Genomic DNA, 14359 nt, shown 5'->3' on the forward strand with positions numbered 1-14359 from the left:
GGCCTCGGCAGTCGTGCCGGGGCGAAGAATCAGGACAGGAAGCCCAGAGCATTGCCGATAATCCCTAAGCCAAACAGGGCGAAAATCAGCCATACCGGGTTAATTTTTTTGTTGAGCAGACGAACCATTAGTAGCGTCAGACCGAGCGCCAGCAAACCAGGGCAAAGTTGGTCGAGAATGTTCTGCACGGTCATGGTGACGGTGGAGCCATCGGCGGCATGCGTTTGTGAAACCACCAACGGTACGTTGATTGACGTCCATTTGGTCACCAGCACGCCCATCACAAACAGTCCGAGAATCGACGCGCCTTCGGTGAGTTTTTGCAGCACATTCCCGCCCATATCGCTGACGATATTCACCCCTTTGCGAAAGCCGAGCTGTAGGCCATACCACTTCATCGCCAGACGCACCGCGTTGAAAATAAAGAAGAACAGCAGCGGGCCGAGAATGTTGCCCGAAAGTGCCAGAGATGCGCCGAGCGCGGCGGTAATCGGGCGCAGCGTTCCCCAGACCAGTGGATCGCCAACTCCTGCCAATGGTCCCATCAGACCGACTTTGATGCCGTTGATGGTACCGTCATCAATTTCCGCGCCGATGACCGGGCCACATACGGCTGGCGTGGTATTGAAGAACACCAGGTGTAGCCTGAGCGCCGCAACCTGATCCTCTTTTAATGGGTAAAGTCGCTTGATGGCGGGGATCATGTCGTAGCAAAAGCCCAGCCCGTGAATACGTTCAAAGTTAAAGGACGCCTGTTGCAGGTTGGAGCGCAGAAACATGCTCACCAGATCGCTGCGTGTAATTTTTCTCTGTTCCATGATGGCTCCGTTAATCGTCAAGTTGGTCAAGGGCGGTGGAGGCGGTGGCCTGGAGTTGAGGTTCAGCTTTACACCACTGTGGATTTAGCTGGATGTAGACCAGGGCCATGATCACGCCGACGCCACCGAACGCCAGCAGGCTGAGATCGAGGTAGCCACCTGCGAGGAAACCGAGGAAAAAGAAAGGCATCAAATATTTCACGCCCATCATACGTAGCACCATGGCGTAACCGACCACCACGATAAAACCGCCAGCAATCTGTAGTCCTCGGGTCACAAATTCGGGAATGGCGTTTAACATATTGCTGACCATATCGGCGCTGACGAACAGTGAGACAATCAGTGCCGGAATGGCGACGCGCAGCGCCTGCACGCCAAGCGCGGAGACATGCAGAATATCGAGAGTGCGAAACCGCGCCTCTTCTGCTGCTTTATCCGCCGCGTGCTGGAACACTACGGTGATGGTACGGGCAAACACCGTCAGCACCTGGCCTGCCGCAGCCACAGGCAACGCGATGGCGATTCCGGTGGCGATGCTTTGCTGACCAACGATAACCAGAATGGCGGAGATTATGCTGGCGAGTGCAGAATCCGGAGATTGCGCCGCGCCGACGTTCATCCAGCAGAGAGCTATCAATTCCAGCGTACCGCCGAGTATTATTCCGGTTTTTAAATCACCGAGAATTAAACCAATCACCGTACAGGCAATTAACGGGCGATGAGTCTGAAATTCATCCAGCACGCTGCCCATTCCGGCAATACAGGAAAAAAGAAATATAGCAATGATTTGTAGGGTACTTATTTCCATGATTTGTCACCTTTTAAGTGTCGTCATCCCTGCCTGTTAAAGCATATGTACACAGGCGCTATTATTTAATTTGCGATTAACTGTTCGTTTATTTTGTCGATAATATTGATTGAGGGATCTGACGCTACGACGCGTAAATCCAGTATGACACCAAGATTATTTAACTCATGAAATGCGTTAATATCATCATCATCTAATGAAACCGCTTTGGTTAACTGTTTTTTACCGGGCCGCCAGGCCATGCCGCCAATATTCAGGGTGCCTATTTTTACCCCCTGGCGAACCATCGCTAAGGCATCCTGTGGGCGAGTGAAAAGATAAAAAACGGTTTCGTCCTGATATTGCGGGTTGTGATAAACCGCGACGGCTTTTTCAATATTGACCACGTTAACCTTCATTCCCGGTGGCGCAGCCTGACGCAATAATGTCCGGCGCACTTCATCGTTATAAACTTCGTCATTGCAGATAATAATGCGCTGGGCGTTAGCCACTTTCGACCAGACGGTAGTGACCTGGCCGTGGATCAGACGGTCATCAATGCGGGCGAGCGTAATGTTCATCAGAAATCCTCCTCTGTCGTTGCCAGTTGTTTCCAGACAACGCAGGTTTGCTTTGCGATTTGCGTCAGGTGTTCACACAGTTCATCAACATTCATGCTGTCCTGGTTATCAACCAGTTCGAGCGCCAGCGGCAGAGAAAGGCCGCTGATTACCCGCAAACGAGGATTGCGCATCGCAAGCATTGCTGCCGCATTCCACGGGCTGCCGCACTGTAAATCCACGGCAATCAGCCACTCATCTTGATTGTGAATGCTTACTAACTTTTCCAGCTTTACCGCAATGTCTCCGGCGTTTTCACCGGGCACAAATGCAACGGCTTCAACATTGGCGTTGCCGTAAACCATCTGAACCGATTCCAGCATGGCGCAAGCTAATTTGCCGTGGGCACAAAAAATGGCGTTGACCATAAAGCCTCCTTAGCCGCGCGTTTTGCCGCCCGCAATGTTAGTGGTTACTCCGGTGATGTAGCTGGCGCGTTCAGACAACAGATAACAAACAAAATCAGCTACTTCTGCTAATCTTCCGGCGCGCCCAATAGGAATGGCGTTTTTGGTATAGCCTTCACGCAGCTGCTCGACGGTGATATTGCGCGTCCACGCCAGCGCCTCTTCATATTCCGGCGTGCGTAGCCCGGTTTTTTCCAGAATCCCGGGCGCGATACCGACCACACGGATACCGTGTTTACCCAGCTCTTTCGACCAGGAGCGCGTGAAGCTATTGAGCGCGGCTTTGGTAGCGGCGTAACAGCTTTGTCCTTCTGAGCCTTCCAGCCCACTTTCTGAGGAAACATTCACAATCACGCCATCATGTTGTTTGACCATCTGTCGCGCCACCGCCTGCGACATCAGAAAAACACCTTTCTGGTTGATATTGACCATTTTTTCGAATGCAGCTTCGTTGAGTTCATACTGCCCGGCAGGCGCTTTCTCATCGACCAGCAGACGCGGGAAATTGACCCCGGCGTTATTGACCAGACCGTCGATGCGACCAAAACGCTGGATAATTTCCGCTACCGTATGATTTACCTCTTTTGTGCTAGAAATATCGGTCGGCCAAAACTGATAGCCTTTATGACCTTCATATTGACCATCGCCACCGTGAATATCGACCATCTGTACATTCGCGCCTTGTGCTAATAATTCCTCTACAATCGCCAGACCAATACCGGATGCGCCGCCGGTGACAATAATGATTTTATCCTGCAAATTTAACCACGTTTGCATAACAGACTCCTGATTTTAGATAATAGGGACCCGCCGTAATTTTTATTACGGTAAACATCGGGAAGATTTTTATTTCAGTAATAGTTCAGCTGTGCTGCTATTCGTTACCAGACAATTAATATATTTTCCACGCAGTGCACCAATAATTCCGCTGTATTTTTCTTCACTCATGGCAATGCCAATGGAATATCGCGCCTGCTTTAATTTATTCATTTCGATAGAGAGCGTTTTTTCGCTCATATTCGTTTCAACCATTGCGCCGTGAATATCAAAAAAGCGCGAGCAAATATCGCCAGCAACCTGGCGGGCATTCAGGTCGTCACTCTCTTCACCACCATAAAACGCATGCCAGTTAGCGCCGTCGCGAATGGCCGGTGAGCCAATTCCCACCAGGGCGATATCCAGATTATCCCAGTAGGCAGAGATGGTTTTAAAGTGCTGAGACTGCATGATCCCATTACGAATTAATGGGTTATCCAGCAGAGCCGGAAAATCCGCGAGATGCGATTCCCCTTTCAGCTTCGCTGCCGCGCTGTAGGTTAATGTGTTTACATGATAGCGGCTTTCGAGTTTACCGGACGGTCCGCCAATAATTGGTACGCAGATTAACTGCCGCGATTGCCCCGCCTGCGGCAAGTTTTCAACCAGTGCGCTCACCGCGCGACCCCAGGAAAAACCGACAATATCGCCAGGCTCCAGCAAGCGATCCAGCAGTTGCGCGCCGTGTAACCCCATCATCGCCAGTTGAGTCTCTTCATCCTCATCATTTCCCGACACCACCACAACGTCTTTCAGGCCAAACTTTTGCTTCAGTTGCTGCTCCAGCCAGAGATTTTCGTTGTAGTCATAGTTGATGGCGATGGTGACCATTCCCTGATCGCGGCCTCGTTTAAGCAAGCGGCTGATGGTGGTGCGGTAAATACCCAGTTCGCGCGCGATTTGCGCCTGCGTCATATCCTGTTCGTAATAGAGTTGGGCAATCTTCACAATCAAACGGATATCGTCACTGTTTTCCATTGCCGCCTCCTGGTTCTGCACATTTGTGCAAATACGCTTTCTCACCGCTTGATCTGATATAACCCCATCATGAGGGCCTTTCAAAGCGATTTTTCACTCTTTGCATGGGGAGAAATAGCGCTTTCTCTTGCACATTTGTTTCTCTGCGTAGTAGTCATCAGCACAGGTGTGCAGCGATTCGTAATATGTTGATTATCCTTATTTTGCCAGGCAAATTTGCATCGTACTTCCGGAGACACTTTTGTGATAAAAGGCGTGGCAGATCACATTTAATTTCGACGTTGCCGCATAACCCTGTTTTTCCCCGCTAAGAGGTACGGTATATTCCGCGTTTTACAGGAGAATTTATGCTGCCCGACTCATCAGTCCGTTTAAATAAATACATCAGCGAAAGCGGAATTTGCTCACGCCGCGAAGCGGATCGCTATATCGAGCAAGGCAATGTGTTCCTTAATGGCAAGCGAGCCACCATTGGCGATCAGGTGAAACCCGGCGACATTGTGAAAGTAAACGGTCAGTTGATTGAGCCTCGGGAAGCCGAAGATTTGGTACTTATCGCCCTGAACAAGCCCGTCGGTATTGTCAGCACCACCGAAGATGGCGAGCGCGATAACATTGTCGATTTCGTTAACCACAGCAAACGCGTGTTCCCGATTGGCCGCCTGGATAAAGACTCCCAGGGGCTGATTTTCCTCACCAATCACGGCGATCTGGTGAATAAGATCCTCCGTGCGGGTAACGATCATGAGAAAGAGTATCTGGTGACGGTCGATAAACCGATTACCGATGAATTTATTCGTGGTATGGGGGCGGGGGTGCCGATCCTCGGGACGGTGACGAAAAAGTGCAAAGTCAAAAAAGAAGCGCCGTTTGTCTTCCGCATTACCCTAGTGCAGGGGCTGAACCGTCAGATCCGGCGCATGTGCGAGCATTTCGGCTATGAAGTGAAAAAGCTGGAACGTACGCGCATTATGAACGTCAGCTTAAGCGGCATTCCGCTGGGGGAGTGGCGCGATTTAACCGACGATGAGTTAATCGACCTCTTTAAGCTCATCGAAAATTCCTCTTCCGAGGCAAAACCTAAAGCGAAGGCCAAACCGAAAACAGCGGGCATCAAACGTCCAGTCGTTAAGATGGAAAAAACGGCGGAAAAAGGCGGTCGCCCGGCGTCCAACGGTAAGCGTTTTACCTCGCCGGGGCGTAAAAAGAAGGGACGCTGATTAACGCCTCAGACTGATGAAAACGTCCAAAAAGAGCTCGGACAGTCCCCTCGCCCCTTCGGGGAGAGGGTTAGGGTGAGGGGAAGATTGTGTCCACACAGACGAGTGAAAATCTCAGGCGTTGATTGTTCATTAGCGCCTGCCGCGCGTCGACGTATTTGCTGACCAGCTAAATGACGCTTCAGGATCCGGTTTATAAGCCTGCTTTTTCTTCAATTGGCGGGCTTTTTTCGCTTCAGCCTCACGCTCGACCATTAATTTATCTGGATTTGCCCCTATATTTCCAGACATCTGTTATCACTTAACCCATTACAAGCCCGCTGCCGCAGATATTCCCGTGGCGAGCGATAACCCAGCGCACTATGCGGATGCCATTCGTTATAATGCTCGAACGCCTCTGCAAGGTTCTTTGCTGCCGTTAACCCGTCTGGTTTGGGCATGATACTGATGTAGTCACGCTTTATCGTTTTCACGAAGCTCTCTGCTATTCCGTTACTCTCCGGACTCCGCACCGCCGTGTTCTTCGGTTCAAGTCCCAACATCCGGGCGAACTGGCGTGTTTCATTAGCCCGGTAGCATGAACCATTATCCGTCAGCCACTCCACTGGAGACGACGGAAGATCGTTGCCGAAGCGGCGTTCCACCGCTCCCAGCATGACGTCCTGTACTGTTTCACTGTTGAAGCCGCCGGTAGTCACCGCCCAGTGCAGTGCCTCACGATCACAGCAGTCCAGCGCGAACGTGACACGCAGTCTCTCTCCGTTATCACAGCAGAACTCGAACCCGTCAGAGCACCATCGCTGATTGCTTTCTTTCACGGCTACTCTGCCTGTATGTGCCCGTTTCGATGGCGGTACAGCAGGTTTTCGCTCAAGCAACAGCGCATTCTGGCGCATGAGCCGGTAAACACGTTTGGCATTGATCGCAGGCATACCATCAAGTTCTGCCTGTCTGCGAAGCAGCGCCCATACCCGACGATAACCATACGTGGGCAGCTCTCCGATAACATGGTGTATACGGAGAAGCACATCCGTATCATCAGTGTGACGACTGCGGCGGCCATCCATCCAGTCATCGGTTCGTCTGAGAATGACGTGCAACTGCGCACGCGACACCCGGAGACAACGGCTGACTAAGCTTACTCCCCATCCCCGGGCAATAAGGGCGCGTGCGCTATCCACTTTTTTGCCCGTCCATATTCAACGGCTTCTTTGAGGAGTTCATTTTCCATCGTTTTCTTGCCGAGCAGGCGCTGGAGTTCTTTAATCTGCTTCATGGCGGCAGCAAGTTCAGAGGCAGGAACAACCTGTTCTCCGGCGGCCACAGCAGTAAGACTTCCTTCCTGGTATTGCTTACGCCAGAGAAATAGCTGGCTGGCTGCTACACCATGTTGCCGGGCAACGAGGGAGACCGTCATCCCCGGTTCAAAGCTCTGCTGAACAATTGCGATCTTTTCCTGTGTGGTACGCCGTCTGCGTTTCTCCGGCCCTAAGACATCAATCATCTGTACTCCAATGACTAGTCTAAAAACTAGTATTAAGACTATCACTTAAATAAGTGATACTGGTTGTCTGGAGATTCAGGGGGCCAGTCTACACGACTTTCGTTTGAGATTAAATAACTTGCCGTTGCCACGTACGCAATTGCCAGAATGCTGACATATCGCAGTGTTGAAATAGACATCGATCTTTTCGCCGGTATAACAGCGATAACCCCCGTCCAGTAGCGCCTGATCCATGACCTTCCCTCTCTCATCAGTATGATTATCGCTATAAGCATAGCCCCGGAATCTTCATACAGCACTGGCAGTTTCCGTTGCCAGAGTCTCTTCCCCTATATAGCCAATCATTTTTACTCCCTTTGAATTACCCGCCTCATCAGAGATAATGCTTAAGAAATTTGTCACACAAGGAAGCTGATGAGACATTCATTGCCCTACCACATATTACGCAAACGTCCGATGAAATTGAGTACCACTGTGATCTTAATGGTCAGCGCGGTACTGTTCTCGGTGCTATTGGTGGTGCATCTGATTTACTTCTCGCAAATCAGTGATATGACGCGAGACGGGCTGGCCAACAAGGCACTGGCAGTGGCGCGTACCCTCGCCGACTCGCCGGAAATCCGTCAGGGCTTGCAGAAAAAACCGCAGGAGAGTGGCATCCAGGCCATCGCGGAAGCCGTGCGCAAACGCAACGATCTGCTGTTTATTGTCGTTACCGATATGCAAAGTCTTCGCTACTCACATCCTGAAGCCCAGCGTATTGGTCAGCCATTTAAAGGTGATGACATCCTTAATGCGCTGAATGGCGAAGAAAATGTCGCTATCAATCGCGGTTTTCTGGCGCAGGCTTTACGCGTATTTACCCCCATCTACGATGAAAATCATAAACAAATTGGCGTGGTGGCGATCGGCCTTGAGTTAAGCCGCGTGACCCAACAGATCAATGACAGTCGCTGGAGCATTATCTGGTCGGTATTATTTGGCATGCTGGTCGGACTGATTGGCACCTGCATTCTGGTTAAGGTACTGAAAAAAATCCTTTTCGGCCTGGAACCCTACGAAATCTCCACGCTGTTTGAGCAACGCCAGGCCATGTTGCAGTCTATCAAAGAAGGCGTCGTTGCCGTGGACGATCGCGGCGAGGTCACGCTGATCAACGATGCCGCACAAGAATTGCTGAATTACCGTAAGTCGCAGGACGATGAGAAACTGTCGACGCTCAGCCACTCATGGTCACAGGTGGTAGATGTCTCGGAAGTGTTACGCGACGGTACGCCGCGCCGCGACGAAGAGATTACGATTAAAGACCGGCTATTACTGATCAACACCGTTCCGGTGCGCAGTAATGGCGTTATCATCGGTGCCATTTCAACCTTCAGGGACAAAACTGAAGTTCGTAAACTGATGCAGCGACTCGACGGTCTGGTCAACTATGCTGACGCACTTCGTGAACGATCCCACGAATTTATGAATAAATTGCATGTGATTCTCGGATTATTGCATCTGAAGAGTTATAAGCAGTTGGAAGATTACATTCTCAAAACAGCCAATAACTATCAGGAAGAGATTGGCTCTCTGCTGGGTAAGATCAAATCTCCGGTTATCGCTGGTTTTTTAATCAGCAAGATTAACCGCGCGACCGATTTAGGCCATACGCTGATTTTAAACAGTGAAAGCCAGCTGCCAGACAGCGGCAGTGAGGACCAGGTCGCGACGCTGATTACCACATTGGGAAATCTGATAGAAAACGCGCTGGAAGCATTAGGGCCGGAACCCGGTGGCGAAATTAGCGTAACATTGCACTACCGTCACGGCTGGCTGCACTGCGAAGTTAACGATGATGGACCGGGGATCGCACCCGACAAAATCGATCACATTTTTGACAAAGGTGTCTCGACAAAAGGAAGCGAGCGAGGCGTCGGTTTAGCACTTGTCAAACAACAGGTAGAAAATCTCGGCGGCAGCATCGCCGTGGAATCGGAACCGGGGATTTTCACACAATTTTTTGTCCAGATACCCTGGGACGGGGAGAGGTCGAACAGATGATCAATGTATTAATTATCGATGACGACGCAATGGTCGCGGAGCTGAATCGCCGATACGTAGCACAAATCCCAGGCTTTCAATGCTGTGGAACAGCCTCGACGCTGGAGAAAGCCAAAGAGATTATCTTCAATAGCGATGCGCCTATCGACCTGATATTGCTCGATATCTATATGCAAAAAGAGAACGGGCTCGATTTACTGCCTGTCCTGCATAACGCGCGTTGCAAAAGTGATGTGATTGTCATCTCCTCCGCAGCCGATGCGGCAACCATTAAAGATTCGCTGCATTACGGTGTCGTGGATTACCTGATCAAACCCTTCCAGGCTTCCCGCTTTGAAGAGGCGCTCACCGGCTGGCGGCAAAAGAAAATGGCGCTGGAAAAACATCAGTATTATGACCAGGCCGAGCTTGATCAGCTAATCCACGGCAGCAGCTCCAACGAACAGGATCCTCGTCGCTTGCCAAAAGGCTTAACGCCGCAGACGTTACGCACGCTGTGCCAGTGGATTGACGCGCATCAGGACTATGAGTTTTCAACCGACGAGCTGGCTAACGAGGTTAACATCTCGCGTGTTTCCTGCCGAAAATACCTCATCTGGCTGGTCAACTGCCACATCTTGTTCACCAGTATCCATTATGGCGTCACGGGGCGTCCGGTTTACCGTTACCGTATTCAGGCAGAACACTACTCACTGCTGAAACAATATTGCCAATAACGGATCGCTGGTTATCTGTAAGTAATAATTATTACCGTAATGCAAAATACCCCTGGCACAAGTTACATCGTTAATCAGTAAAACTTGTGCCAGATCAAATATAATTATCCCTCCATCATCGTTAAAAATTAATATCTCTTCAGATGAACGGTGTTTTTAATTTCAAAACGATAACAAAAGTTAATTAACTATTATGTCACCCGCATTATGTGTATTTTTACCCACAAATGGGTAGATCAGATTAATCTATAAACCTAATGATATCTGCCCTGAGAACAAAAAATAGACCGATAAATATCAATAAGATAACAGCAAACAAAACATTAACATCTGCGCAGTACAAACTATAAACCCATCGCCAGAGAGTTTTTCTCTCTGAAAAAGCCGCTTATCACAGTGCATAAATTTGCCGCTGCTTTAATCAGCCAATATTCACTGTGAGGTATTTGCTAAAGCCGGTAACGACCAAACGGATATTTAGTCAGGCTCTGAAAACAGTTCATACAAAACAGAACGTGACTGTGATCTATTCAGCAAAAATTTAAATAGGATTATCGCGAGGGTTCACACATGTTATTTACTATCCAACTTATCATAATACTAATATGTCTGTTTTATGGTGCCAGAAAGGGTGGTATCGCGCTGGGTTTATTAGGCGGTATCGGTCTGGTCATTCTGGTCTTCGTCTTCCACCTTCAGCCAGGTAAACCACCAGTTGATGTCATGCTGGTTATCATTGCGGTGGTGGCGGCATCGGCGACCTTGCAAGCTTCGGGCGGTCTTGATGTCATGCTGCAAATTGCCGAGAAGCTGCTGCGCCGCAACCCGAAATATGTCTCAATTGTCGCGCCGTTTGTGACCTGTACACTGACCATTCTTTGCGGTACGGGTCATGTGGTTTACACCATTCTGCCGATCATCTACGACGTCGCCATTAAGAACAACATCCGTCCGGAACGTCCGATGGCGGCAAGTTCTATCGGTGCACAGATGGGGATTATCGCCAGTCCGGTGTCGGTTGCGGTCGTGTCTCTGGTTGCGATGCTGGGTAATGTCACCTTTGATGGTCGCCATCTTGAGTTCCTCGATCTGCTGGCAATCACCATTCCATCGACGTTAATCGGTATCCTGGCGATCGGTATCTTCAGCTGGTTCCGCGGTAAAGATCTGGATAAAGACGAAGAGTTCCAGAAATTCATCTCCGTACCGGAAAACCGTGAGTATGTTTACGGTGATACCGCGACGCTGCTGGATAAAAAACTGCCGAAAAGCAACTGGCTGGCAATGTGGATTTTCCTCGGGGCAATCGCTGTAGTCGCCCTTCTTGGTGCTGATTCGGACCTGCGTCCATCCTTCGGCGGCAAACCGCTGTCGATGGTACTGGTTATTCAGATGTTTATGCTGCTGACCGGGGCGCTGATTATTATCCTGACCAAAACCAATCCCGCGTCTATCTCAAAAAACGAAGTCTTCCGTTCCGGTATGATCGCCATCGTGGCGGTGTACGGTATCGCATGGATGGCAGAAACCATGTTCGGTGCGCATATGTCTGAAATTCAGGGCGTACTGGGTGAAATGGTGAAAGAGTATCCGTGGGCGTATGCCATTGTTCTGCTGCTGGTTTCCAAGTTTGTAAACTCTCAGGCTGCGGCGCTGGCGGCGATTGTTCCGGTCGCGCTGGCGATCGGCGTTGATCCGGCATACATCGTGGCTTCAGCACCGGCTTGCTACGGTTATTACATCCTGCCGACTTATCCGAGCGATCTGGCAGCGATTCAGTTTGACCGTTCCGGCACCACCCACATCGGTCGCTTCGTCATCAACCACAGTTTTATTCTGCCGGGGTTGATTGGTGTGAGCGTATCGTGCGTCTTCGGCTGGATCTTCGCCGCGATGTACGGGTTCTTATAAATGCACTTTGCGTGCCGCCCGTGACTACGCGGCACGCCATTTTCGAATAACAAATACAGAGTTACAGGCTGGAAGCTATGTCAAACAAACCCTTTATCTACCAGGCACCTTTCCCGATGGGGAAAGACAATACCGAATACTATCTACTCACTTCCGATTACGTTAGCGTTGCCGACTTCGACGGCGAAACCATCCTGAAAGTGGAACCAGAAGCCCTGACCCTGCTGGCGCAGCAAGCCTTTCACGACGCTTCTTTCATGCTACGTCCGGCACACCAGAAACAGGTTGCGGCTATTCTTCACGATCCAGAAGCCAGCGAAAACGACAAGTACGTGGCACTGCAATTCTTAAGAAACTCCGAAATCGCCGCCAAAGGCGTGCTGCCGACCTGCCAGGATACCGGCACCGCGATCATCGTCGGTAAAAAAGGCCAGCGCGTGTGGACCGGTGGCGGTGATGAAGAAGCGCTGTCGAAAGGCGTCTATAACACCTATATCGAAGATAACCTGCGCTACTCGCAAAACGCGGCGCTGGACATGTACAAAGAGGTCAACACCGGCACTAACCTGCCTGCGCAAATCGACCTGTACGCGGTAGATGGCGATGAGTACAAATTCCTTTGCGTTGCGAAAGGCGGCGGCTCTGCCAACAAAACGTATCTCTACCAGGAAACCAAAGCCCTGCTGACTCCCGGCAAACTGAAAAACTTCCTCGTCGAGAAAATGCGTACCCTCGGTACTGCAGCCTGCCCGCCGTACCATATCGCGTTTGTGATTGGCGGTACGTCTGCGGAAAACAACCTGAAAACCGTCAAATTAGCAAGCGCTCACTATTACGATGAACTGCCGACGGAAGGGAACGAACATGGTCAGGCGTTCCGCGATGTCCAGCTGGAACAGGAACTGCTGGAAGAGGCCCAGAAACTCGGTCTTGGCGCGCAGTTTGGCGGTAAATACTTCGCGCACGACATTCGCGTTATCCGTCTGCCACGTCACGGCGCATCCTGCCCGGTAGGCATGGGCGTCTCCTGCTCCGCTGACCGTAACATTAAAGCGAAAATCAACCGCGAAGGTATCTGGATCGAAAAACTGGAACACAATCTAGGTCAGTACATTCCACAAGAACTGCGTCAGGCCGGTGAAGGCGAAGCGGTGAAGGTCGACCTTAACCGCCCGATGAAAGAGATCCTCGCCCAGCTTTCGCAATATCCGGTTTCCACTCGTTTGTCGCTCACTGGCACCATTATTGTGGGTCGAGATATTGCACACGCCAAGCTGAAAGAGCTGATTGACGCCGGTAAAGAACTTCCGCAGTACATCAAAGATCACCCGATCTACTACGCGGGTCCGGCGAAAACCCCTGCCGGTTATCCATCAGGTTCACTTGGCCCAACCACCGCAGGTCGTATGGACTCCTATGTGGATCTGCTGCAATCCCACGGCGGCAGCATGATCATGCTGGCGAAAGGCAACCGCAGCCAGCAGGTTACCGACGCGTGTCATAAACACGGCGGCTTCTACCTCGGTAGCATCGGCGGTCCGGCGGCGGTACTGGCGCAGCAGAGCATCAAGCATCTGGAATGCGTCGCTTATCCGGAGCTGGGTATGGAAGCTATCTGGAAAATCGAAGTAGAAGATTTCCCGGCGTTTATCCTGGTCGATGACAAAGGTAACGACTTCTTCCAGCAAATCGTCAACAAACAGTGCGCGAACTGCACTAAGTAACCTCTTCGGCCCAGCGCCTGGCAGCATGCTGCCAGGTGATCCCCCTGGGCCACCTCTTTTGCGATTGTAATTTCATGCTTGCTGGTGAATAGTCAGTATTTTCCCTGACTTGCGAACTCACCATGACCCGCACACTCAAGCCGTTAATTCTTAACACCGGCGCACTGGCGCTAACGTTAATCCTGATTTATACCGGCATTTCGGCCCATGACAAACTCACCTGGCTGCTGGAAGTGACACCGGTGATTATCGTCGTGCCGCTACTACTTGCCACCGCCAGACGTTACCCGTTAACGCTGCTGCTCTATACGCTCATCTTCTTTCACGCCATCATCCTGATGGTAGGCGGGCAGTACACCTACGCGAAAGTCCCCGTTGGTTTTGAGGTGCAGGAATGGCTGGGGTTGAGTCGTAATCCGTATGACAAGCTGGGGCACTTTTTCCAGGGGCTGGTGCCTGCACTGGTGGCACGAGAAATTCTCGTTCGCGGGATGTACGTGCGCGGACGTAAAATGGTGGCGTTTCTGGTCTGTTGCGTGGCGCTGGCGATAAGCGCGATGTATGAATTAATCGAGTGGTGGGCGGCACTGGCGATGGGCCAGGGAGCGGATGATTTTCTCGGTACCCAGGGCGACCAGTGGGACACGCAATCCGATATGTTCTGCGCGCTGCTTGGCGCATTAACGACAGTGATATTGCTCGCTCGCTTTCATTGCCGCCAGCTACGGCGCTATGGCTTGATAACTGGATAACAACGTGCACTTTGTTGATGCCGGATGCGGCGTGAATTCCTTATCCGGTCTACAAAATTT

At 50.9% G+C, this 14359-nt stretch carries 14 protein-coding genes and 1 other annotated feature; of the genes, 6 read left to right on the plus strand and 8 right to left on the minus strand.

The features are described 5' to 3' along the window. Positions 1-29 precede the first annotated feature (29 nt). The 6 genes from sorM to sorC all read right to left on the minus strand — a co-directional run bounded on the left by sorM (position 30) and on the right by sorC (position 4426). Entirely contained in the window at positions 30-818 is a 789-nt protein-coding gene (gene sorM, locus SF4089; protein NP_709807.1) for a PTS system sorbose transporter subunit IID, read from the minus strand. A gap of 10 nt (positions 819-828) precedes the next feature. Beyond that, positions 829-1569 carry a PTS system mannose-specific transporter subunit IIC gene (gene sorA, locus SF4090; protein NP_709808.2) on the minus strand — a complete coding sequence of 247 codons (741 nt, stop codon included), beginning with the start codon at positions 1567-1569 and terminating at the stop codon, positions 829-831. Positions 1570-1691: 122 nt separating this feature from the next. After that, on the minus strand, positions 1692-2186 hold the full coding sequence (gene sorB / locus SF4091; protein NP_709809.1) for a PTS system sorbose transporter subunit IIB: 495 nt from the start codon (positions 2184-2186) through the stop codon (positions 1692-1694). Further along, the gene (gene sorF / locus SF4092; protein NP_709810.1) at positions 2186-2593 is read right to left on the minus strand and encodes a PTS system sorbose transporter subunit IIA; all 408 of its coding nucleotides are present in this window, start codon (positions 2591-2593) and stop codon (positions 2186-2188) included. Before sorF ends, sorB begins: the two co-directional genes overlap by 1 nt. Positions 2594-2602: 9 nt before the next feature. Further along, complete coding sequence (gene sorD, locus SF4093; RefSeq protein ID NP_709811.1) at positions 2603-3409, minus strand: sorbitol-6-phosphate 2-dehydrogenase; 807 nt, start codon at positions 3407-3409, stop codon at positions 2603-2605. Between the two features lie 69 nt (positions 3410-3478). Continuing rightward, positions 3479-4426, minus strand: a complete 948-nt coding sequence (sorC, locus tag SF4094) for a sor-operon regulator (protein ID NP_709812.2) — start codon at positions 4424-4426, stop codon at positions 3479-3481. A gap of 347 nt (positions 4427-4773) precedes the next feature. Here sorC and yjbC point away from each other — a divergent pair, with 347 nt between their 5' ends. Next, positions 4774-5646, plus strand: coding sequence for a 23S rRNA pseudouridine synthase F (gene yjbC, locus SF4095; RefSeq protein NP_709813.1), 873 nt, complete (start codon positions 4774-4776; stop codon positions 5644-5646). A gap of 264 nt (positions 5647-5910) precedes the next feature. Beyond that, positions 5911-7241, minus strand: a mobile genetic element. Here yjbC and SF4096 read toward each other — a convergent pair. Both SF4096 and SF4097 read right to left on the minus strand, forming a co-directional pair. Further along, positions 5922-6827 (minus strand): IS2 transposase TnpB, encoded by a 906-nt coding sequence (locus SF4096; RefSeq protein ID NP_709814.1) that lies wholly within the window; start codon positions 6825-6827, stop codon positions 5922-5924. Its footprint overlaps the feature before it by 906 nt. Continuing rightward, positions 6785-7195, minus strand: a complete 411-nt coding sequence (locus tag SF4097; RefSeq protein NP_709815.3) for an IS2 repressor TnpA — start codon at positions 7193-7195, stop codon at positions 6785-6787. It lies within the feature at positions 5911-7241. Before SF4097 ends, SF4096 begins: the two co-directional genes overlap by 43 nt. A 323-nt stretch (positions 7242-7564) precedes the next feature. On the opposite strand from SF4097, the gene yjdH reads away from it, so the two are divergent. The 5 genes from yjdH to yjdF all read left to right on the plus strand — a co-directional run bounded on the left by yjdH (position 7565) and on the right by yjdF (position 14299). Beyond that, positions 7565-9196, plus strand: a complete 1632-nt coding sequence (gene yjdH / locus SF4098) for a sensory histidine kinase DcuS (RefSeq protein NP_709816.1) — start codon at positions 7565-7567, stop codon at positions 9194-9196. Continuing rightward, on the plus strand, positions 9193-9912 hold the full coding sequence (gene yjdG / locus SF4099; RefSeq protein NP_709817.2) for a DNA-binding transcriptional activator DcuR: 720 nt from the start codon (positions 9193-9195) through the stop codon (positions 9910-9912). The genes yjdH and yjdG overlap by 4 nt, the downstream gene beginning before the upstream one ends. 570 nt (positions 9913-10482) lie before the next feature. Further along, entirely contained in the window at positions 10483-11823 is a 1341-nt protein-coding gene (dcuB, locus tag SF4100) for an anaerobic C4-dicarboxylate transporter (RefSeq protein NP_709818.1), read from the plus strand. Between the two features lie 77 nt (positions 11824-11900). Beyond that, entirely contained in the window at positions 11901-13547 is a 1647-nt protein-coding gene (fumB, locus tag SF4101; protein NP_709819.1) for a fumarate hydratase FumB, read from the plus strand. Between the two features lie 122 nt (positions 13548-13669). After that, positions 13670-14299, plus strand: a complete 630-nt coding sequence (yjdF, locus tag SF4102) for a hypothetical protein (RefSeq protein NP_709820.1) — start codon at positions 13670-13672, stop codon at positions 14297-14299. The last annotated feature ends 60 nt before the right edge of the window (positions 14300-14359 follow it).

This window comes from Shigella flexneri 2a str. 301 (assembly GCF_000006925.2).
Lineage (GTDB): Bacteria > Pseudomonadota > Gammaproteobacteria > Enterobacterales > Enterobacteriaceae > ECMA0423.

Bases quoted from the DNA above. Each gene is read 5' to 3' on its own strand.
- fumB (NP_709819.1), top strand. From the start codon at position 11,901: ATGTCAAACAAACCCTTTATCTACCAGGCACCTTTCCCGATGGGGAAA.
- sorD (NP_709811.1), bottom strand. From the start codon at position 3,409: ATGCAAACGTGGTTAAATTTGCAGGATAAAATCATTATTGTCACCGGC.
- sorC (NP_709812.2), bottom strand. From the start codon at position 4,426: ATGGAAAACAGTGACGATATCCGTTTGATTGTGAAGATTGCCCAACTC.
- yjdH (NP_709816.1), top strand. From the start codon at position 7,565: ATGAGACATTCATTGCCCTACCACATATTACGCAAACGTCCGATGAAA.
- yjdF (NP_709820.1), top strand. From the start codon at position 13,670: ATGACCCGCACACTCAAGCCGTTAATTCTTAACACCGGCGCACTGGCG.
- yjdG (NP_709817.2), top strand. From the start codon at position 9,193: ATGATCAATGTATTAATTATCGATGACGACGCAATGGTCGCGGAGCTG.
- sorM (NP_709807.1), bottom strand. From the start codon at position 818: ATGGAACAGAGAAAAATTACACGCAGCGATCTGGTGAGCATGTTTCTG.
- yjbC (NP_709813.1), top strand. From the start codon at position 4,774: ATGCTGCCCGACTCATCAGTCCGTTTAAATAAATACATCAGCGAAAGC.
- sorA (NP_709808.2), bottom strand. From the start codon at position 1,569: ATGGGCAGCGTGCTGGATGAATTTCAGACTCATCGCCCGTTAATTGCC.
- sorF (NP_709810.1), bottom strand. From the start codon at position 2,593: ATGGTCAACGCCATTTTTTGTGCCCACGGCAAATTAGCTTGCGCCATG.
- dcuB (NP_709818.1), top strand. From the start codon at position 10,483: ATGTTATTTACTATCCAACTTATCATAATACTAATATGTCTGTTTTAT.
- sorB (NP_709809.1), bottom strand. From the start codon at position 2,186: ATGAACATTACGCTCGCCCGCATTGATGACCGTCTGATCCACGGCCAG.